Here is an 18,342-nt window from a genome sequence, read left to right as displayed (position 1 = left end):
CGGGATCATTCTCATCTCGGGCGGCGTGTAGACGACCGGCGAACCGAAAAGAGACCGCTCGAACTACCGTTCGTCAGACTGCTGGCCGGGCTGTCCGCCGTCTGCCATCACGGACTCGTCCTCTTCGCCGCCGTCGGCGAGGGCGGTCGCACGCTGTTCTTTGAACCAGCTGAACTCGTTGCCCAGCATGTCGTTCTCTTCGAGGTTCCACGGGTCGTGGCTCTCGACGCGGCGACCTTCGAGCCAGGAGGTCACGACGTTCCAGACGAAGATGAGCTGTCCGACCAGCAGGATGAACGCGCCCACAGTCGCCAGCTGGTGGAACGTCGTCACCTGCGCGAGCGGTGCGATGGCACCGTCGAAGTTGTAGGTCGCATAGCGGCGCGGCATGCCGAGGTAGCCAAGCGCCAGCATCGCGAAGAAGGTGACGTTGGTGCCGATCATCGACAGCCAGAAGTGGGCCTTTCCGAGCGTCTTCTGGTACATCCGCCCGGAGACGATCGGGAACCAGTAGTAGATGCCGGCGAAGACGGCGAAGCCGATCGCACCCATCACGATGTAGTGGAAGTGACCGACCACGTAGTAGGTGTCGTGGAGCACGAGGTCGACGGGGATCGACGCCAGGAAGACGCCGGTGACACCGCCGATGATGAAGTTCGAGACGAAGCCGATACAGAACAGCATCGGCGTCGTCAGTCGAAGCTGTCCGTTCCACATCGTCGTGATCCAGTTGAACGTCTTGACGGCGCTGGGGATCGCGATGGCCAACGAGACCGCCATGAAGGAGGCGCGCAGCCGCGGGTCCATCCCGGTCGAGAACATGTGGTGGGCCCAGACGCCAAAGGAGAGCACGCCGATCGCCAGCGTGGAGTAGACGACGAATTTGAAGCCGAACAGCTTCCGGCCCGAGAACTTCGGGAGGATGTAGCTGACCAGTCCCATCGGCGGGAGCACGAGGATGTACACTTCGGGGTGGCCGAAGAACCAGAACAGGTGTTGCCACAGCATCGTCCCGCCGTTCCCGGTCGCGAAGAACGTCGTCGCGAGATTCCGGTCGAGCAGGAGCATGATCATCGCGCTGCCAAGTAGCGGGAACGCAAAGAGGATCAGTCCTGACTGGGTGAGGACCGTCCAGCTGAAGATGTCGAGGTTGGCCCAGTTCACGCCGTCACCGCGCTCGGTGAAGATGGTCGCGATGAAGTTGATCGCCCCCATCGTCGCCGCGACCCCGGAGAGGTGCAGGCCCAGCAACATCAGGTCGACGCCGGGGTTGGCCTGTTCGGCCGACAGCGGCGTGTACATCGTCCAGGCCGTCTGTGCGGGCTCGATCTCGTTGCCCGTCAGCGGCGCGGTGAAAAAGCCCGCCCAGATCAGGAGTGCGGCCGGCGGGAGCAACCAGAACGCGATCGCGTTGATCCGCGGGAACGCCATGTCGTCGGCCCCGATCAACAGCGGGACGAAGTAGTTCGCGAACGCGGCCAGGATCGGCGTCCCGAACAGGAACAGCATCGTGATCCCGTGGCTGGTCAGGAGCGAGTTGTAGTAGCTGTTCCCGACGATGACGCCGCCCGGCAGCGTCAGCTGCACCCGGATCAACATCGCCATAATGCCACCGACGGCGAAGGCGACCACGGCGTAGACGCCATAGAGGATCCCGATGTCTTTGTGGTCGACCGTCGTGAGCCAGCGCACGAGCCCACCCGGTTTCTCTGCGTGTCCGTGTCCCGTCGCCTCGCCGTAGCCCCCACCGCCTGCAAGGGGCGTGTACGACCGCCAGTCCTCGGCTCGCGCGAGGGCCCCGACAATCACGACGAGGAGAACGGCCATGAGTCCGGTCAGTACTAACTGCTCTCCTGCCATGGGTGTGCCTCAGGTTTGGGGCATAATGAAAGGGTCGGTTCAACTTGAAAGGGCGGCCGAACGGATTCGAAGAGAGCGACGAACACGACGCAGTCGGGAGTCGGAACTGTCGGCGCAACGCGAGAAAAACGGCGTTACTCGGCGTGCTCTTCGCCCTGCTGTTCGGCCCCTTCGATCGCTTTGCCGGTGTAGTACGAGAGAATTGCCAGCCCCGCGAACATCGAGCCGATCAGCGCGAACTGCATCGTACTGAACACCGGATCGACGCCGAACGCCGGGACGACGGCGAAGGCCGCGATGAAAAAGAGGAGGATCCCCAGTGGGATCGCGTTGACGGTCAGATCCAGGAGCGTCTCTTTCTCGAAACCGAGCAGTGACATACTTGATCGTTAGCGAACGGCGACTAATAGCTCTTTGATTTTCCGTCGGTCAGACCGTCGTCTGCTCGGCGACCGAGGCGACGCTTCCGGCCGCCGCGAGGATCACGCCGGCAGCCACGATAGCGACGCTGCGCGAGAGGAGTCCGTTCTGTCCGAACCCCTCCAGCGTCACCGCCGACAGTGGCACCTGCCAGACGACGAGTCCGAGCCCGACGACGGCGAGTAGCCCACCGAAGCCCAGCAGCGTCGGCCACGGGCGGGACGCGTACCCCGACTCCGTCAGGATGCCGGCGATACTGCCACCGAACAACACCAGTCCGAACACTGCGACGGTAAACAGGCCCAGGAAGACCCCGACCTCCGAGACGACCAGTCCCAGAGCGACGAACAGCGGCCACGGGCTCGCTCGACCGTACTGATCGCTCAATCCCTGCTCCTCGTTCATACGCGCGCTTGCGGGCGAGGAAACATAGTCCCGTCGGAGTCGTCGTGCCAGACCGGGCGCAAAGTATTTGTCCCGCATGCGGCTTGTGGGTTACAATGAGTGCACGCACGGTCGAGCAGATCGACTCGTGGGACACCGTGCCCTTCTCGGGTGGGTACGAGGGGCTCCACGAGCTGGCCGACTCGGAGTTTTCCGGCGTCGTCGTCGCCGGTCCGTCTCGGCTGTTCATGCTCAACGGCAACGTCGTCGGAATCCTCGACGGATCGATCGAGGACTTCGAGGACGCCGGTGGGACCGCACGGAAGGCACCGCATCCCGGACTGCCGTTGCTGGCAGTCATGCAAGAGCGATCCGACGAGGTCAGGGCGAAGTACTACACCGAGGACACGCCAATCGCCGAGGTCGACCAGACGCTCTCCAGTGGCGGATTCACCGGCTTCGTCGAGCTCTCGGAGAACGTCCTCTCGGGCGACTACTACCAGATCTACCACCAGGGGCGCTCGATGAGCGTCGCCTGGGTGGGCAACAGCGACCAGCTCGTGACCGAAGACGAGGCCTTCGAGCAGGCCAACGACGAAGTCGGGATCTACGAGGTCCGGCCGGTCGACATCGAGATCGTCGACGTGCCGGAACCGACGATGCCCGAGCCGGCGTCGAGCGAGGAGACGGCGAGCGTCTCCGGCCAAGCGCCGGCAGACGAGCCGCCAGCGGACGAACCCGCCCCGGAATCGGCTGCGTCTCCGGACCCGGACACCCCAGACGAGCCGGCAGCGCCGGGCGACGACGGGCCAGCGGACACCACCGCAGACGACGCGAGTGCGGAGCCGGCGGGACACGGCGGGAACACCCGAACGGACCCCGTCGCGAAGACGGGGACAGAGACGACACGGCGGCACGAAGCGGACGCCGACGCCCGCGAACAGACCGAGCCACGCAGGTCAGAGTCGTCGTCGACGGACGAACGGTCGGACGCGGCTGCGGACTCGCCCGCGCCGTCCTCCGAGTCCGGGGAATCCGAGCAGTCGCCGCCGAACCGAACACCCGAGCAGTCGCCCGACAGCCACCAGCGTCCCCGCGACCGACGCCAGAGCGATCAGACGCCGGCCGGCGACAGATCCGGGGAGCCGACGCGGCGCGAACGGGAGACCCAGAGCCAGCCCGCGACCGACCGGCCGGCGGGCGAGAACGCGACACGCGCGTCCAGCGAGCCCGTCGATCCTCAGCCCACCGACAGCGTCTCGGAGGAATTCGAGGCGGGCAGACAGCCCGAACCAGCGGAGCAGTCCGCGAGTGGCACTGGCGTCGCGCCCGCGCCCAACGATCCGTCGGCCGCGGGTGCCGGTGACCTCGAAACGCGTTCGATCCCGTCGCTCGATCCGTCCCACTCCGGCACCGCGAGCGCGGCCGCGGCCGCCGACGAGCGCTCGGACCCGGAGCCGTCGGCCGGGACGAACGGCGGTGTCGAGAGCGACCCGGAGCCCGAGGGTCGCCAGTCCCGCCATCCCGGCGCACCGGCCGACCAGCAGTCGGCGACGGCTGAGCCGGAGCCGGACCGAACGCGCGAACCCGAGCGCTCCGCCGAGGCGACCGAGCGCCGCCGGTCCCAGCCGGGAGACGAGCCCGAACGACAGTCGGCGGGATGGGCCGACCAGCAGTCGGCGGACGCTCCAGATCGCCAGCCAGCCCAGCCGACGGACGAACCAGCGCCCGAGCCGACGGACACGACAGAGCCCCACGCGGAGCGCGTCGCAGAGCTCGAACAGGCTCTCGAAGAGACCGAGGCCGAGCGCGACCAGCTCCAGTCCGAACTCGACACGCTCGCGAACGAGCGCGATCAACTCCAGTCCGAACTCGAAGAGGCTCGCACGGAGATCGAACGGCTCGAACAGCGCGTCGAAGAGCTGTCGGTCGAAGACGACGACGTGCCGGCCGCGGAGACGCGGCTGAGCCAGCGAGAGGCCATCGACCAGACAAACCTCTTCGTTCGCTACAACTCGAAAGGCGACGCGACGCTCGCGGCCGTCCACTCCGGGAACGCCGACCGATCTGCGGTCGACGACAATCTCCGGCTGGAGTTTCACACGCAGTTCGACGCGGCGACGGCCGCGGTCGGCGACACGGAGTTCGAGACGTTCCTGCCCGAGAGCATCCAGTACCGCTTCGTCGACTGGCTCGTCAGGAACCTCCTCTACGAGATTCGCGACACCGGCAACCCCGAAGCGATGTCGGAGCTGTTCGACGCGCTGCCACAGATCGACAGAGCGGAACTCAACGGACAGATCGCCGTCGAGTACACGGAAGACGGCGAGCAACACCGCTCCCAGGAGCAGTTCGACGTGGTCGTGCGCGACCGGATGGGGAATCCGCTGATCGTCGCCAACATCAACGACTCCCGCGATCCGGCGACCGACGACATGATGACCGACCTGATCACGCGGGCCGAACGGGTCGGGTCATCGAACGAGTCACTGGCCGGTGCCTTCCTCGTCACCGAGAGCTTCTTCGAACCGCCTGCGCTCGAAACGGCCGAGGAGGCGACTTCCAGCGGACTGCTGAGCCGCGACAAGCGAAAGAGCTTCGTCAACCTCTCGCGCAAGGACGGCTATCACCTCTGTCTGGTCGAGGCGCGCAACCAGGAGTTCCACCTCGCGGTCCCGGAACTGTAACTGACGGATCGAACGGCGATTCGATCCGGAGAACTGAACGTGGCTGTCCGATCCCCACCCGACTGGAGCGTCAGCCTTCGATTTCGGCGGCGTCTTCGATCTTCATGCCTTCGAGCTTGTCGATGATCTCGTCGACTTTCTCGTCGAGGTCGTCGACGAACCCGGAGGTCTGTTCGGTCGTGATGGCACCCTGGCTCGACGGCTCGATGAGGTTCTCCTCTTCGAGGACGCGCAGCGAGTACCGAACCTTGTGGTGCGGGTAGCCCGTCTCGTTGGACATCTTCACGATACCGATCGGTTCGTTCTCGATGACCATCCGCAGAACCTGCAGATGACGCTCCAGCATATCTACTTCCTTCTCAAGCCTGTCTATCATGGCAATTGTTAACTTGTGTTTGCAGGATTTAAAAGTTGCTGTCGTGGGGGGCCGTTTGCCGGTATATTTCGCCGATCCCCACCATCTGGCAGCGAGCTACCTTAGCGTACAGCGAATGTGTGCATAAAGCTGTCGTGGTGCGTGCGTACAGTCTCGTCGCGCGCGGTACCGTAATCTGTTTACCCCGGTGGCTGAAAATCTGGATTGATGACCGTAACCATCGTCGGCTCGCAGCTCGGCGACGAAGGGAAGGGCGGGATCGTCGACGTCTACGGCGACGCGGCGGACATCGTCGTCCGCTATCAGGGCGGCGACAACGCCGGCCACACCGTCGTCGACGGCGGCGAGGAGTACAAGCTCTCCCTCGTTCCGAGCGGAGCCATCCGCGGGAAGATCGGCGTTCTCGGGAACGGATGTGTCGTCAACCCCGAGACGCTGTTCGACGAACTCGACGCGCTGCGCGAGCGGGGGATCGAACCCGACGTTCGCGTGGCTGCTCGTGCCCACGTTATTTTCCCCTACCACCGCGTTCTCGACGGAATCGAAGAAGACGCAAAGAGCGAGGAAGGTGATCTCGAAGCGGCGACGACCGGTCGCGGTATCGGCCCGACCTACGAGGACAAGGCGGGCCGGCGCGGCGTTCGCGTCGGCGACCTGCTCGATCCCGAGACCCTCCGGGCCCGACTGGAGTACGTCGTCCCCCAGAAGCGTGCCCTCGCGACGGACGTGTTCGGCATCGAGACCGACGAGGCCTTCGAGGTCGAGCCGCTCTTCGAGCAGTACCGCGAGTACGGCCGCCGACTCCGAGAGGAAGGCATGGTCGTCAACGCCGGCTCGTTCCTCGACGACGCCATCGACGGCGGCCAGAACGTCATGCTCGAAGGCGCTCAGGGCACCTCGATCGACATCGACCACGGCATCTACCCCTACGTCACCTCCTCGAACCCGACGGCCGGCGGGGCCTGTACCGGGACCGGCCTGGGTCCGACCACGGTCGGCCAAGGCGAAGTCATCGGAATCGTGAAAGCGTACCTCTCACGCGTCGGTACCGGCCCGCTCCCGACGGAGCTGGCGGGCGTCGAGGGCCACACGCCCGGCTACGAGGACAGTGAGTCACCGGATGTCTCGGCCGACATCACCGAGCCCCAGAGCGAGGAGGAGCTGGCACACTACATCCGCGAAGAGGGCGGCGAGTACGGGACCGTCACCGGCCGCGCGCGCCGCGTCGGCTGGCTCGACATGCCCATGCTTCGCCACGCCGCGCGGGCCTCCGGCTTCACCGGGATCGTCGTCAACCACGTCGACACGCTCGCGGGACTGGACGAGATCCGGGTCGGCCACTCCTACACGCTCGACGGCGACGAACTGCTCTCGATGCCCCCGACGACCGAACGGTGGGGCGAGTGTGCGGTCAACTACCGCACCTTCGAGGGGTGGGACGAGCAGGACTGGGCCGCGATCGCCGACGAGGGCTACGACGCGCTCCCGGAGACGGCTCGGACCTACCTGGAGTACGTCAGCGACGAACTCGACGTTCCGATCTACGCGGTCGGCGTCGGTCCCGGCCGCGAGGAGACGATCGTCTGCAAACGGCCGTTCTAGACCGTCGACACCCGGCACGTTTTTTACAGCGCCGACCGGAGACGGGTGTATGAAGGAGGATCTGATGGACATCATCTGCTGTCCGCTCGACAAGCACGACCTCGACCTCGAAGTCGACGAGCGCGACGACGAGGAAGTGCTCGCCGGCTCGCTGGTCTGTACGGAGTGTGGCGAGAGCTACCCGATCGAAGACGGGATCCCGAATCTCCTCCCGCCGGACATGCGCGAGGACGCGCCGGCCTGATGGCTGTCACTACGTGAACCTTTTTTTGCCGGCGTCGCCCACTCTCTGGCGTGCCTGATACGTTACCCGTGCACGTCAACAGGGCGTCGTTGCACTCGCTCGAAGTCGCCGACCGCTTCGAGACCGACGACTCCTTCGAGATCCTGTTGATCAATCACGGCGAGCCGACCCACGTTCACCTGCACGTAGACGACGCCCTCTCGGAACTGGCCTCGATCGAAGCGCCGAACCACCACGTCGAGCGCGAGTCCGAGCGGCGGGTTCGCGTCACCGTCCACAGCCACGGCTCGGCGTTCGGCAAGCTCAAGATCGCGACCAGCTACGGGGCCGAGACTCGCTACGTCGACGTCGACATCGACGAGCCAATCGAGACCGAAGAGCCGGTCCAGGTCGACGAGTCGCTGTCCAAGCCCCAGCCCCGGTCGGACGGGCGCGACGACGCGACCGGCGTGAGCGCGGTTCCGTGGCCGCTGCTGGCTCTCGGGCTCGTCGCCGTCGCGCTGGCGCTCGTGGTCGCAGCCTGGGTCGGTGGGACGGCCGCCTGGCTCGGGGCGTTCGTCGTCGTCGCGGCCGTCGCCGTCGCGACCGCGCTCGCAGTCGGCGAGTGACGATCACTCCGCGTCGGTCTCGACGCCACAGAGGTTCCCCTCGTCGTCGAACAGCTTCGCCCGCAGGAACCGCGTCCGGTAGCGGTTGGCTCCGTCGTACACGTCGGCCTCTCTGATCGCTTCGGTCTCGCCGTCGGCCACCGCCTCGACGATCCGCTCGACCTGTTCTTTCTCGCTCGGGGTGAGCTCGAACTCGTAGGTCTGGGGCTGTTCGCCCTCCAGCTTCGTCCAGCGGCGCGCGGCAGAAATCACCAGCGAGCACGGTTCGCGACACGGGAACTCGCCGTCACCGCCGTCGACGTCGAGTTCGGTCTCGTCGTCGTACTCCCACTCCCGACGCTTCAGACACTGCGAGTCGTCACAGCAGGCCTCGGCGACCCAGTTGACGTGTTCGTACCCCTTGCCGCGATCCCAGGTCTGGACCACGCCGTAGATCCCGCTCTGGCGCTCCATCGTCTCGCGCCAGTGGTTGACGTCGAGGTCGCCGGTCCGTTCGCGGTGCCAGTTGGCCACTGTCGCGGGGTAGACGAACTCGACGGTCTGGACCAGATCGGCCGGGTCGAGGTCGACGAACTGCCAGCCGGTCCGCAGCGTCGGAGCCGTCTTCAGCGGACGGTACTTGCCGTCGTCGTCGTGTTTGACGAGCGTTCGCGCGTCGAGCGGGTCGTCATAGCGTTCGAGCGTCGCGTCCGCGGCCGTGTCGTCGACGTGACTGATGTCGTAGCGCCGATTGCCGTCGTCGATACGGGCCGTGATCCGTAGCTGTCCCCAGGTCTGGGTCACGCCCTCGGCGAGCGCGTTGTAGCGCTCTGGCACCGTGCGTTCTTCGGCCCCCTCGATCCACCGGAGGAACGCCCACCGGTCTGCCTTCTGTGGCGCGCTCGCGTGCCAGAAGTACCAGTTCGAGACGTACGCAGGGTACTCTGTCGCGACGCGACGGAGGTCGTCGTCGGTCTCGACCGCGTGACTGTCGCCGTCGACCTCGACGACGTAACCGCCGTCGTCCGGTTCCACGACGAGTCCGTCGAACGCGATGCCGTCGGCTGCCGTCGTCACCAGTGCGTCCAAGTGGGCACCCTGCATGGTCGAACGGACGGATTCTGTCGAGAAAAGTGGGGCGATTCATACTACCGGCTGTAAATCTGTGAACGATTTCGCCACCCCGGGGTAGCGAAGATCTTCACGAAGTTACAGCCGGCAGTATCAGTGGGACATTTGGCCCCAGTACTCGGGGCTCATACGGAAAGTTGTAGTTGCTTACCGGTGAGCGTCGCCACAGGGTAGACGCTCACCGGTAAATTCCTACAACCGTCCGTATCAGTCGCCGCTGGCCTCTGCCCCGCCGGTCTCGGATTTCACTCGCTGGATCGCGTCGCCCACGTCCGCGCCCGCGTCGGCGGCCCGTTCGAGCAACACGTCGGCCATCAGGGGCTCGGTCCCGACGGCACCGGAGTACCAGATGTCGTGGCCGTCGACCGTCGTGGGCACGTCGTATCCGGTCCGGTAGTCGTCGGTCAACCTCATGTCCTCGGGGATGTCTTCCTCGGTGTGGTAGCCGTCGGCGACGAACAGCGGCACGACGACGATGTCGTCGCTCTCGAAGTACTCCGTCACGTCGTCGATCTCGGGGTCCTCGTCCATGAACAGCGCCTGCACCTCGTCGAAGCGGTCGCGCTCCCCGATGCGGTCGGCGTGGTACTCGATGGCCTTCGCGGAGTTCTCGTTGCGCTCCGTGCCGTGACCGACGACCGCGAGCCCGAAGCCGTCGCCGACATCCGGATCGTCGGTCACGGACTGGGCTCGCTGGACGATCACGTCGCTCATCGCGTCGTGGGTGCCGGCGGGACCACAGTAGTGGATCGTCTGCCCGGTGTCTTCGGCCGTCAGCGTCGCCGTGTCGGCGCTGGTGCCGTCCGAGTCCCACAGCTCCGGCTCCCACTCTTCGAGGCGGAACTCGCGGGGGATCACCTGCTCGGTGAAGTACCCCTCACTGATAAAGAGCGGCACGAGATAGACCTCGTCGGCGTCGACGGTCCGCAGCACTTCCCTGAAGTGTGGCTCCTCTTTCCAGAAGCTCTCGCGGACCTCGTCGAAGGCGCTCACCGCGCGGATCGTGTCCGCGTGGTCGAACGTCGGCGTCGATGACCCGGCGCTGAGATGCGATCCGTGGGCCGCGATGACGAGCGCTTGCATAGCCCGTTCTTGGGGAGAGGCGGTCTTAGGGGCTTCGTTGCCGGAACCAGTGGCGCTTTTCCGGGGCCGACGGAACGGTCCGCTATGGCATCACTCGCAGCGCGAACGCGCGAGGCCGTCCGTGCGAGACCGTTCCTCTACGACGCGCTCCGGGCCGGCGTGGTCAACTACACCGCCGCCGCCCGCTGGCTCTCCGTCGAGGGCGACATCGACGCCGTCGCGACCGCGCTCCGGCGCTACGCCGAGGAACTGGACGGCGACGCCGGCCCCGAATCCGACGCCCGCGTCGAGATGCGCAGCGGCCTCGGCCGGACCGACGACGAGGACGCTCTGATCGCGGTCGCCGACGCCGCGTACGCTCCCGACAGTGGCTCACTGACCGGCATCGTCGTCGTCGGCCTCACCGGCGTCGACACGTTCGAGCGGGTGCTCGGCGCGCTCAGAGCAGCGGGGATCGGCGTCGACGCCGCGGGATTCGCCGCGGAGACGGCCCTGGTGGTGGTCGGTCGCCGTGACGGTCCGGACGCGGTGCGGGCCGTCGAGGCGGCGCTGGAGGCGTGAGCGTGGCCGGACATCCGACGCTTTGAAATCGCCGCCTCGTCTGGTACTCGACGATGACGCTTCGCGTGACCAACACGCTCACCGGCGAGCGAGAGGCGTTCGAGCCACGGGATCCCGACTCCGTCCTGCTCTACTACTGTGGCCTGACGACCTCCGATCCCGCTCATCTGGGGCACGCTCGCGGGTGGGTCCACGTCGACGTGATGCATCGCTGGCTGGCGCACCTGGGCTACGACGTGCGTCACGTCGAGAACTTCACCGACGTCAACGAGAAGATCGTCGCCCGCGTGGGCGAGGACGGCGAGAGCGAGGCCGACGTGGCCCGCCACTACGTCCAGTCGGTGATCGACGACATGCGCGCGCTCAACCTCCGGCGCGCGGAGGTGTACCCGCGCGTCTCCGAACACGTCCCCGAGATCGTCGCGATGGTCGAGACGCTGATCGAGAAGGGCTACGCCTACGAGGCCAACGGCTCCGTGTACTTCGACGTGACGACCTTCGAGGAGTACGGGAAACTCTCGAACCAGCAACTCGACGAGATCGAAGCCCAGGGCGACCCGGACGAGCAAAGCGAGAAGCGAAACCCCGCGGACTTCGCGCTGTGGAAGGCCGGCGGCGTCGATCCGGCGGCGATCGAAGACCACCAGCACGAAGGGGCGTCGCCCCCCGAAGCGGCCTGTGAGAGCGCCCAGACCTGGGACTCCCCGTGGAGCGAGGGCCGACCCGGCTGGCACATCGAGTGCTCGGCGATGAGCACGACCCACCTCGGAGAGACCATCGACATCCACGTCGGCGGTCAGGACCTCGTCTTCCCGCATCACGAAAACGAGATCGCACAGAGCGAGGCCGCGACCGGCCAGCAGTTCGCGCGCCACTGGCTCCACGTCCGCCTCTTGGAGACCAAAGGCGAGAAGATGTCCTCGTCGCTGGGCAACTTCTTCACCGTCGAGGCGGCCGTCGACGAGTACGGGACGGATGTGGTGCGGACGTTCCTGCTGTCGACGGCGTATCACAACAGCGCCGTCTACAGCGAGGCGACGATCGACGAGGCAATCGAGCGCTGGGAGACGCTCGAACGGGGCTACGAACGCGCCGTACGGGCGTGTGACGACGTAGACGCGTACGCGACGGTCGAAGACGACACGCTCCGGACGGCCGTCACCACCGCTCGCGAGCACTTCGAGACGGCGATGAACGACGACTTCAACACCCGCGAGGCGCTCGCTGCGCTGACGGAACTCGTCGGTGCCGTCAACGTCCACGTCGACGAGCAGTCGTCGTTCGACTACCGGGCGCTTCGCGAGGTCGTCGAAACGATCGAGGAACTTGGCGGTGGCGTCCTCGGGCTCTCGTTCGGCTACTCCGAGGACGGCGACGTGTCGGTCGCCGAGGATCTCGTCGAACTGCTGCTGGACGTGCGCGAGGCCGAGCGAGCCGCCGGCAACTACGAGCGGGCGGACGAACTCCGAGACGAGGTCGAGTCTCTCGGCGTCGAAGTACAGGACACCGACGACGGCCCGACATACCGACTCGGATAGCCGGCCTCGCCTGCGAGCGGTCCGCCCGCTCACCACCGCCAGCGGCTCGGTGACCAGCGAGAACGCTTTTGTCGATCCCCGGTGTGGACCGTCGTATGACATCGTCAGCGAGGACCCGCTCGCGTGCCGCCTCCGCCCAGTCTGAGACGATCTCGGCCGGCGAGAGCCCTCGCTCGTCCGACTCTCGGGGAGGGTCCGCGCCGTGATCGACGCGTTCGTCTTCGGCGACGGCGGGATCAGCCGCCACGACGAACTCTCGGCGGTACGCGACGCCGAGGGCACGACCTGGGTCCACGCGCCCGAGGTGACCGACGCGGAACTGGACGCCATCGCCGAGACGTTCGCTATCCACCCGCTCACCGTCGAGGACCTCCGGAACGGCGTTCGCGCCAAGACCGAGACGTTCCCGGAGTACACCTTCGTCTTGCTGAAGACGATCACGCTGGCCGGCGGTGCGACGACGTTCGCCGAAGAGCTCTCGACGACGCCGATCGGACTGTTCGTCGGCCGCGACTGGGTGGTCTCCGTCTCGCCGGGCGCTGCGTCGGCCGTCGACCGGGTCCGACACGCGGTCGAACGCGATGACGAGCGACTGCTCCAGCACGGGGCCGACTTCACCGCCTACCGCGTCATCGAAGTCGTCGTCGACGACTACTTCGAGGTGCTGGACCGCGTCGAGGACCTCATCGAGGCGATCGAAGACGAGGTGATCGACTCGCCGGATCGGGAGACGCTCGAACGGATCAACGCGGTTCGGCGCGACCTGCTCTCCTTCCGGAAACAGATCTGGCCGGCCCGAGAGGCCGTCGGCGTCCTCGCGCGCGGCGATCCCGCACAGGTCCAGCCACAGACCGAGAAGTACTTTCGGGACGTGTACGACCACCTCGTCCAGCTGGCCGACCTCACCGAGACGTACCGGGACCTCGTTTCGGGCGCGCGGGACATCTACCTCAACGCGCTCTCGCAGTCGACCAACGAGGTGATGAAGACGCTGACCGTCGTCGCGACGATTTTCATCCCGCTGACGTTCGTCGCCGGCCTCTACGGGATGAACTTCGATCCGGCGGCGAGCCCCTACAACATGCCCGAACTGGGGTGGGCCTACGGCTACCCGGCGGTCCTCGTCGCGATGGCGCTGATCGGCGTTGCGATGCTGGCGTACTTTCGCCGACAGGGCTACTTATAACGCCAGGGGGACGAGCAGGACGCCCATCAGATTCGCCCGTCGTGCGCCACAGCGGGCGGGGACGAGTCCGATCACGGTGCCGGCGGCCAGCGACGCCACGCCGACGGGGCCGGCGAACAACCACCCGAGGGCGACGAGCGAGGCCAACACGGCGACTGCGAGTCGCGTCGTGTCCAGCGTCCCCACGACGGCGAGGTAGCGATCGCCCACTAGCGGGACCAGCACGAACCCGGCGGTCGCGGCGACGGTCACGCTGACGAGCAGGAGGCCGACGGCCAGGGGCGCGTCGGTCTGCTCGAAGGCGACGAGCACGCCGGTCCGCGGCGTTTCGAGCGCGACGAGTGCGAATAGCGCGAAGACGGCCGTCGCCGTGTTGACGCCGCTGGTCGCGACCACGAACTCTCTGGGTCCCGATCCCGACAGCGCGGCCAGGGCACCGGTCGCAGCGATCGCTGCCGTCACGCCGGGCACGTAGCCGACGATCGCTCCGGCGACGGTGCCGGTCAGGGCGACGACGCCGATCGAGCGCCGTGAGAGCGCGACGGTCGCGTCGTCCTGTGGGGGTACGCCGTCGCCGCCGATGCTCTCGATCAGCACTGGTGCCCCGAACAGCCCCGCGAACAGCGGCATCAACATGCTCCCGACCGAGACCAGACCGTCCGGTTCGATCGGCAGCACGACGACGCCGAGGGCACCGCTACCGACCAGCGCGACGCCGGCACCGATCCGCGACCGGCGTCCGCGCTCGGTGAGCACCAGGGCCACCGCGACGAGGGCGAGCAGCGGGCCGAGATGTGTACGGACCGTCGGGTACAGGCGCGTCATCGCCAGCGTGATCGGGACCGCCAGCGGGACGGCCAGCGCCACCGCGAGCCCGCTGCCCAGCGCTGACAGCCGGAGCGCTTCCCGTCCCCGGCCGGCGATCACGAGCCGATGGCTGGGGAGCGCGCTGGCGGCCATCGCCGGATCGGGCACGCCCAGCGCCATCGCCGGCACCACGTCGAGGAATGTGTGGGTCGTCCCGGCGGCCAGCATCGCAGCACCGACGAGCCGCGGCGGTCCCGGCACTGCCGGCGCGACGGTCGCCAGCCCCAGCGCGAACGTGTTGGCGTGGATGCCCGGCACCAGCCCGCTGACCGTTCCCAGTGCGATCCCGCCGGCAATCGCCGCCAGCGCCGCCGCTGTCAGCTCCGGGTGGACGACGAACTGGACCGGTCCGGTCACTGCGACGGGCTGGCCCCGCCTTCGAAGATAAACCTGTGGCGTCGCTACCGGGGCGAATCACGGACGCGGCGCTGTCGCTCTCGGATCTGCGTCGAAAGAATCGAAGTGTTGGTGCTGTGGCCGAATTAGCCGAACAGCTCGCCGAGGCCTTCGCCGCCGTCGCCCTCGTCCTCGTCGTCGTCGCCTGCTTCCTCTTCTTCTGGGGCCTCTTCCTCGGCACCGGCGTCTTCCTCGGCACCGGCGTCTTCCTCGGCACCGTCCTCGGCGGCCGGCGCGGCAGCGCCGCCGGCTGCGACGGGTGCGGCGGCGGCCTCGTCGACGGCCTCGTCGATGTCGACGTCCTCGAGTGCGGCGACAAGCGCCTTCACGCGGGACTCTTCGACGTCGACGCCGGCGGCGTCGAGCACGTCAGTGAGGTTGTCTTCGTTGATCTCTGCGCCCGATTCGTTCAGGATGAGTGCAGCGTAAACGTATTCCATTGTTGTAATTAGAACATTGCTCCGAGTGCGTCACCAGCGTCCTCGTCGTCGTCATCGTCGTCGTCGTCCTCGGCCGCTTCGGCCTCGGCGTCGTCGCTGGTGTCCTCGGTTTCAGCGTCGGTTTCGTCTTTGTCGGTCGATGCGTCCGTGGCTGCCGGCTGGGCGTCGACGCCCTGGAGCTCCTCCGGCAGCGCTTCCTCGTCGTCGATCTGGGCAGCGATCGAACGGACCTGTGCGTCGGCCTTGCTGACCAGATCCGGCACGACCTCGGGATCCTCGATCGACGCGAACACCGCGAGGCCCTTGGCGTCGCCGCGCGCGTTCTGCAGCAGCGTCGACGCGTTCTGCGTGGTCGGGTACTCGGCGTTGACCGAGAGGTTCCACCCGGCCGACGCGGCGGCCTTGATGTCTGCCTCGTACTCCTCGACGTCGAGTTCGAGCTCCTCGGGTTCGAACAGCACGCCGTCGGCGAAGACGCCGCGCAGGTCCAGCCCGACTTCCTTCGGCTCGATCCCGAGTTCGCCGAGAACGTTCTCGAGGTCCGTCGAGACCTCTCCACCCGCTTCCAGCACGGTCGAGTCCTCGACGACCTTGATCGAACCGCCGTCGATGCGCGCGTTGGCACCGACGTTCTGGAGTTCGCCGACGAACGGCCCCGGATCCACGCCCGTGTCACCCTCGGGGATGACGATGTCGTTGGGCGCGATCTCGCCCGCGCTGATCGGTGCGGGCGTCTTCGAGGCTTCCAGTTCCTTGTACAGCCCGAAGGGGTTGTCGTTCGTCCCGATCAGACCGACCTGACCGGCGACGTAGTCGCCCAGCTGTTCGAGGTCGGCGTCGACCTCGTCGAGTGCGCGCTCCAGCAGCGTGTTGCGCGAGACGCGCAGTTCCGCGGTCCCGTGCAGGCCACGGCGCATGTCCTGGAGCTGGCGCGACGGGATGCCGGTGATCGCGACGACCCCGATGCTGTCGTAGGACTCGATCATCTCGACGATCGAGTCGACTTCTTCGCGCTTCCACTCGGGGATCGTCTCGGTCTTTCGTTCTGCTTCGGCGCTCATGTTAGGCCACCTCCACCGCAGGGCCCATCGTGGTCTTGACGTAGACCGAGTCGATGTTCATCGGCCCCTTCTCTAAGTCGGCGTGCAGGCGGCGCAGGATGACGTCGATGTTGTCGCCGATCTCCTCGGCGGACATGTCCTCTGCACCCACGCGGGTGTGGAAGGTTCGGCGGTCACCGCTGCGGATCTGCACGGACTTGCGCATTCGGTCGACCATCTCGACGACGTCGTCGTCGGGACTGATCGGGTCCGGCATCTTCCCGCGTGGACCGAGGACGGTCCCGAGGTAGCGGCCGATGTCTTGCATCAGCCCTTCCTCTGCGAGGAAGAAGTCGGTATCGTCGGCGAGATCTTTCGCTGCATCGTCGTCGTCGCCCAGCTCGGCCAGCTCGTCGCTGGACATGACCTGGTCGGCAACGTCTTCGGCTCGCAGAGCGGTCTCCCCCTCGGCGAACACGACGATGCTCGTCTCCTGACCGGTACCGGCAGGAAGGACGATGCTCTCGTCGATACGGTTCGACGGATCGTTCAAATCAAGGTCGCGCAGGTTGACGGCGAGGTCGACTGTCTCGGTAAAGTTCCGAGGGTCGGCCTCGTCGAGTGCGCGAGAGACTGCGTTCTCTATATCCTGGTCTGCCATTGTTCACCTCCGTAGTACGCCCAACGGGCTTCTACGGGTCAGTGAAACAGGGCGTACTGTCGTAGACAGTACAGTCGCCTGTCTCACCCGGTACGAAGCCGATGCGACACTTAAAGCCGTCGAACCACGGCAGCGACGGCACTGTCGTCGGTCACCGTGTCACCTACCTGTCGGTGAGGAGCGGCGAAAACGCGGAAAACCGGCGTCGGTGGCCTCGCTACGCTTCGGCAGCGTTCAGCAGGATGTCGTCGTACTCGCCGGCATCGACCTTCTCCTTGAAGTCGCGGGGGTTCTCGCCCTCGATGGTGACTCCCAGCGTGACGCAGGTGCCGACGACTTCCTTCGCGGCGTTTTTCGTGTCGTACGCGAGCAGGTCGGTCTGCTTTTGCTCGGCGATCTGTTTGATCTGGTCGACCGAGAGATCGGCGACGAACTCCTCGTGGGGTTCGCCGGATCCGGTGTCGAAGCCAGCTTCGTCCTTGATGAGTTCGGCCGTCGGCGGGACGCCGACCCCGATCTCGAAGGAGCCGTCGTCGTCGTAGTCGACGGTGACGGGCACTTCGGTGCCGTCGAAGGCCGCGGTCTGGTCGTTGATCTCCTGGACGACTGCCTGCACGTCGACGGGGGTCGGCCCCAACTCCGGACCGAGGGGCGGGCCAGGGTTGGCCTCGCCGCCCGGAACGAGCACTTCGATAGTTCCAGCCATGTTAGGTTTGACCTGCCCAGCAGTTTTAAGGATTGCTTTTCGACGACGCCGCGTGGGAGTGAACCACACCGCTCCGGTCGGTGTCGGAGAATCGCGTCGATCACGACCGTCGAGACGGTCCGCACGGTGTCTCGCGACCCGTCGTCGCGAACAGCAAACAGTGACGGTCGACGGTGTCATACGGAAAGTTGTAGGTCTTTACCAGATCGACCGCACGCCGTCGTGCGGTCGACTGGGTAAACGCCTACAACCGTCCGTATCAGGCGAGGTTGACGCCGTTCATCGCCAGGAAGTCCGAGGCCGCCTTGATCTCCACTGGCGAACCGATGATGCGGACCTGTGTGCCCTCCTCGCGTACCGTCAGCGTAAACTCGCGTTCGAGATCTTCGCGGATGCCGTCCAGGGCAGCGGCTGGCAGGAGGATCTGCGTGCTGTCGCGAAACCGGTCGGCACTTGCCATTATCGGATGTGGTGTCGGACGAGGTATTAGTGTATCGAAGTACTCGTATCGCCGAGAATTCGATGTTCGTCCGTTCTCTCGTCTAATACTCTCGGATATTCCGCATCGGTAGC

Annotated in this window: 19 protein-coding genes; 7 read left to right on the top strand and 12 right to left on the bottom strand. The window is 66.3% G+C overall.

Features of this window, described 5'->3' with window-relative positions:
* Nucleotides 1-63 precede the first annotated feature (63 nt).
* The 3 genes from HALKA_RS0117900 to HALKA_RS0117890 all read right to left on the bottom strand — a co-directional run bounded on the left by HALKA_RS0117900 (nucleotide 64) and on the right by HALKA_RS0117890 (nucleotide 2,685).
* Nucleotides 64-1,860 carry a cytochrome c oxidase subunit I gene (locus HALKA_RS0117900; protein WP_026190410.1) on the bottom strand — a complete coding sequence of 599 codons (1,797 nt, stop codon included), beginning with the start codon at nucleotides 1,858-1,860 and terminating at the stop codon, nucleotides 64-66.
* Nucleotides 1,861-1,994: 134 nt separating this feature from the next.
* Nucleotides 1,995-2,240, bottom strand: coding sequence for a DUF6684 family protein (locus tag HALKA_RS0117895; RefSeq protein ID WP_015763126.1), 246 nt, complete (start codon nucleotides 2,238-2,240; stop codon nucleotides 1,995-1,997).
* A 49-nt stretch (nucleotides 2,241-2,289) separates the two neighbouring features.
* A complete protein-coding gene (locus HALKA_RS0117890; protein ID WP_018259282.1) occupies nucleotides 2,290-2,685 on the bottom strand; it encodes a DUF7541 family protein in 396 nt (131 codons plus the stop codon).
* A gap of 95 nt (nucleotides 2,686-2,780) precedes the next feature.
* Between HALKA_RS0117890 and HALKA_RS0117885 the strand changes: the two genes are divergently transcribed.
* A complete protein-coding gene (locus tag HALKA_RS0117885; protein ID WP_018259281.1) occupies nucleotides 2,781-5,351 on the top strand; it encodes a DUF7527 domain-containing protein in 2,571 nt (856 codons plus the stop codon).
* A 70-nt stretch (nucleotides 5,352-5,421) separates the two neighbouring features.
* Here the strand turns inward: HALKA_RS0117885 and HALKA_RS0117880 are convergent, their stop codons facing one another.
* Nucleotides 5,422-5,727: a hypothetical protein gene (locus HALKA_RS0117880; RefSeq protein ID WP_026190409.1), complete on the bottom strand. Its 306-nt coding sequence runs from the start codon at nucleotides 5,725-5,727 to the stop codon at nucleotides 5,422-5,424.
* Between the two features lie 207 nt (nucleotides 5,728-5,934).
* Between HALKA_RS0117880 and HALKA_RS0117875 the strand changes: the two genes are divergently transcribed.
* Genes HALKA_RS0117875 through HALKA_RS0117865 form a run of 3 tightly spaced genes read left to right on the top strand, consistent with a single transcriptional unit; the run spans nucleotide 5,935 to nucleotide 8,181 of the window.
* Nucleotides 5,935-7,329: an adenylosuccinate synthase gene (locus tag HALKA_RS0117875; protein WP_018259279.1), complete on the top strand. Its 1,395-nt coding sequence runs from the start codon at nucleotides 5,935-5,937 to the stop codon at nucleotides 7,327-7,329.
* A gap of 49 nt (nucleotides 7,330-7,378) precedes the next feature.
* On the top strand, nucleotides 7,379-7,573 hold the full coding sequence (locus tag HALKA_RS0117870; RefSeq protein WP_018259278.1) for a methytransferase partner Trm112: 195 nt from the start codon (nucleotides 7,379-7,381) through the stop codon (nucleotides 7,571-7,573).
* A 50-nt stretch (nucleotides 7,574-7,623) separates the two neighbouring features.
* Nucleotides 7,624-8,181, top strand: a complete 558-nt coding sequence (locus HALKA_RS0117865; RefSeq protein WP_026190408.1) for a DUF7524 family protein — start codon at nucleotides 7,624-7,626, stop codon at nucleotides 8,179-8,181.
* 3 nt (nucleotides 8,182-8,184) lie between these two features.
* Here HALKA_RS0117865 and HALKA_RS0117860 read toward each other — a convergent pair whose 3' ends face one another.
* Both HALKA_RS0117860 and HALKA_RS0117855 read right to left on the bottom strand, forming a co-directional pair.
* Complete coding sequence (locus HALKA_RS0117860; RefSeq protein WP_018259276.1) at nucleotides 8,185-9,264, bottom strand: DR2241 family protein; 1,080 nt, start codon at nucleotides 9,262-9,264, stop codon at nucleotides 8,185-8,187.
* 234 nt (nucleotides 9,265-9,498) lie between these two features.
* Nucleotides 9,499-10,374: a CbiX/SirB N-terminal domain-containing protein gene (locus HALKA_RS0117855; protein WP_018259275.1), complete on the bottom strand. Its 876-nt coding sequence runs from the start codon at nucleotides 10,372-10,374 to the stop codon at nucleotides 9,499-9,501.
* A gap of 84 nt (nucleotides 10,375-10,458) precedes the next feature.
* Here HALKA_RS0117855 and HALKA_RS0117850 point away from each other — a divergent pair, with 84 nt between their 5' ends.
* The 3 genes from HALKA_RS0117850 to corA all read left to right on the top strand — a co-directional run bounded on the left by HALKA_RS0117850 (nucleotide 10,459) and on the right by corA (nucleotide 13,659).
* Nucleotides 10,459-10,935 carry a DUF7523 family protein gene (locus HALKA_RS0117850; RefSeq protein WP_018259274.1) on the top strand — a complete coding sequence of 159 codons (477 nt, stop codon included), beginning with the start codon at nucleotides 10,459-10,461 and terminating at the stop codon, nucleotides 10,933-10,935.
* 53 nt (nucleotides 10,936-10,988) lie between these two features.
* The gene (cysS, locus tag HALKA_RS0117845) at nucleotides 10,989-12,473 is read left to right on the top strand and encodes a cysteine--tRNA ligase (protein WP_018259273.1); all 1,485 of its coding nucleotides are present in this window, start codon (nucleotides 10,989-10,991) and stop codon (nucleotides 12,471-12,473) included.
* A 202-nt stretch (nucleotides 12,474-12,675) separates the two neighbouring features.
* Nucleotides 12,676-13,659, top strand: coding sequence for a magnesium/cobalt transporter CorA (gene corA, locus HALKA_RS0117840; RefSeq protein ID WP_018259272.1), 984 nt, complete (start codon nucleotides 12,676-12,678; stop codon nucleotides 13,657-13,659).
* Here corA and HALKA_RS0117835 read toward each other — a convergent pair.
* The 6 genes from HALKA_RS0117835 to HALKA_RS0117810 form a co-directional block, all read right to left on the bottom strand.
* Nucleotides 13,654-14,883, bottom strand: coding sequence for a tripartite tricarboxylate transporter permease (locus HALKA_RS0117835; protein WP_018259271.1), 1,230 nt, complete (start codon nucleotides 14,881-14,883; stop codon nucleotides 13,654-13,656). The genes corA and HALKA_RS0117835 overlap by 6 nt on opposite strands.
* 125 nt (nucleotides 14,884-15,008) lie before the next feature.
* Complete coding sequence (gene rpl12p, locus HALKA_RS0117830) at nucleotides 15,009-15,362, bottom strand: 50S ribosomal protein P1 (protein WP_018259270.1); 354 nt, start codon at nucleotides 15,360-15,362, stop codon at nucleotides 15,009-15,011.
* Between the two features lie 8 nt (nucleotides 15,363-15,370).
* Nucleotides 15,371-16,423 carry a 50S ribosomal protein L10 gene (locus HALKA_RS0117825; RefSeq protein ID WP_018259269.1) on the bottom strand — a complete coding sequence of 351 codons (1,053 nt, stop codon included), beginning with the start codon at nucleotides 16,421-16,423 and terminating at the stop codon, nucleotides 15,371-15,373.
* A gap of 1 nt (nucleotide 16,424) precedes the next feature.
* Nucleotides 16,425-17,063, bottom strand: a complete 639-nt coding sequence (locus HALKA_RS0117820; protein ID WP_015763141.1) for a 50S ribosomal protein L1 — start codon at nucleotides 17,061-17,063, stop codon at nucleotides 16,425-16,427.
* 217 nt (nucleotides 17,064-17,280) lie between these two features.
* Nucleotides 17,281-17,769 (bottom strand): 50S ribosomal protein L11, encoded by a 489-nt coding sequence (locus HALKA_RS0117815; RefSeq protein ID WP_018259268.1) that lies wholly within the window; start codon nucleotides 17,767-17,769, stop codon nucleotides 17,281-17,283.
* A gap of 259 nt (nucleotides 17,770-18,028) precedes the next feature.
* Nucleotides 18,029-18,229: a VNG_1110C family protein gene (locus HALKA_RS0117810; protein WP_015763143.1), complete on the bottom strand. Its 201-nt coding sequence runs from the start codon at nucleotides 18,227-18,229 to the stop codon at nucleotides 18,029-18,031.
* Nucleotides 18,230-18,342 lie beyond the last annotated feature (113 nt).

The organism is Halomicrobium katesii DSM 19301 (assembly GCF_000379085.1).
Classification (GTDB): domain Archaea; phylum Halobacteriota; class Halobacteria; order Halobacteriales; family Haloarculaceae; genus Halomicrobium; species Halomicrobium katesii.
This window is presented reverse-complemented; position numbering and strand designations above follow the sequence as displayed.

Bases quoted from the DNA above. Each gene is read 5' to 3' on its own strand.
- HALKA_RS0117900 (WP_026190410.1), bottom strand. From the start codon at position 1,860: ATGGCAGGAGAGCAGTTAGTACTGACCGGACTCATGGCCGTTCTCCTC.
- HALKA_RS0117895 (WP_015763126.1), bottom strand. From the start codon at position 2,240: ATGTCACTGCTCGGTTTCGAGAAAGAGACGCTCCTGGATCTGACCGTC.
- HALKA_RS0117890 (WP_018259282.1), bottom strand. From the start codon at position 2,685: ATGAACGAGGAGCAGGGATTGAGCGATCAGTACGGTCGAGCGAGCCCG.
- HALKA_RS0117885 (WP_018259281.1), top strand. From the start codon at position 2,781: ATGAGTGCACGCACGGTCGAGCAGATCGACTCGTGGGACACCGTGCCC.
- HALKA_RS0117880 (WP_026190409.1), bottom strand. From the start codon at position 5,727: ATGATAGACAGGCTTGAGAAGGAAGTAGATATGCTGGAGCGTCATCTG.
- HALKA_RS0117875 (WP_018259279.1), top strand. From the start codon at position 5,935: ATGACCGTAACCATCGTCGGCTCGCAGCTCGGCGACGAAGGGAAGGGC.
- HALKA_RS0117870 (WP_018259278.1), top strand. From the start codon at position 7,379: ATGAAGGAGGATCTGATGGACATCATCTGCTGTCCGCTCGACAAGCAC.
- HALKA_RS0117860 (WP_018259276.1), bottom strand. From the start codon at position 9,264: ATGCAGGGTGCCCACTTGGACGCACTGGTGACGACGGCAGCCGACGGC.
- HALKA_RS0117855 (WP_018259275.1), bottom strand. From the start codon at position 10,374: ATGCAAGCGCTCGTCATCGCGGCCCACGGATCGCATCTCAGCGCCGGG.
- HALKA_RS0117850 (WP_018259274.1), top strand. From the start codon at position 10,459: ATGGCATCACTCGCAGCGCGAACGCGCGAGGCCGTCCGTGCGAGACCG.
- cysS (WP_018259273.1), top strand. From the start codon at position 10,989: ATGACGCTTCGCGTGACCAACACGCTCACCGGCGAGCGAGAGGCGTTC.
- rpl12p (WP_018259270.1), bottom strand. From the start codon at position 15,362: ATGGAATACGTTTACGCTGCACTCATCCTGAACGAATCGGGCGCAGAG.
- HALKA_RS0117825 (WP_018259269.1), bottom strand. From the start codon at position 16,423: ATGAGCGCCGAAGCAGAACGAAAGACCGAGACGATCCCCGAGTGGAAG.
- HALKA_RS0117820 (WP_015763141.1), bottom strand. From the start codon at position 17,063: ATGGCAGACCAGGATATAGAGAACGCAGTCTCTCGCGCACTCGACGAG.
- HALKA_RS0117815 (WP_018259268.1), bottom strand. From the start codon at position 17,769: ATGGCTGGAACTATCGAAGTGCTCGTTCCGGGCGGCGAGGCCAACCCT.
- HALKA_RS0117810 (WP_015763143.1), bottom strand. From the start codon at position 18,229: ATGGCAAGTGCCGACCGGTTTCGCGACAGCACGCAGATCCTCCTGCCA.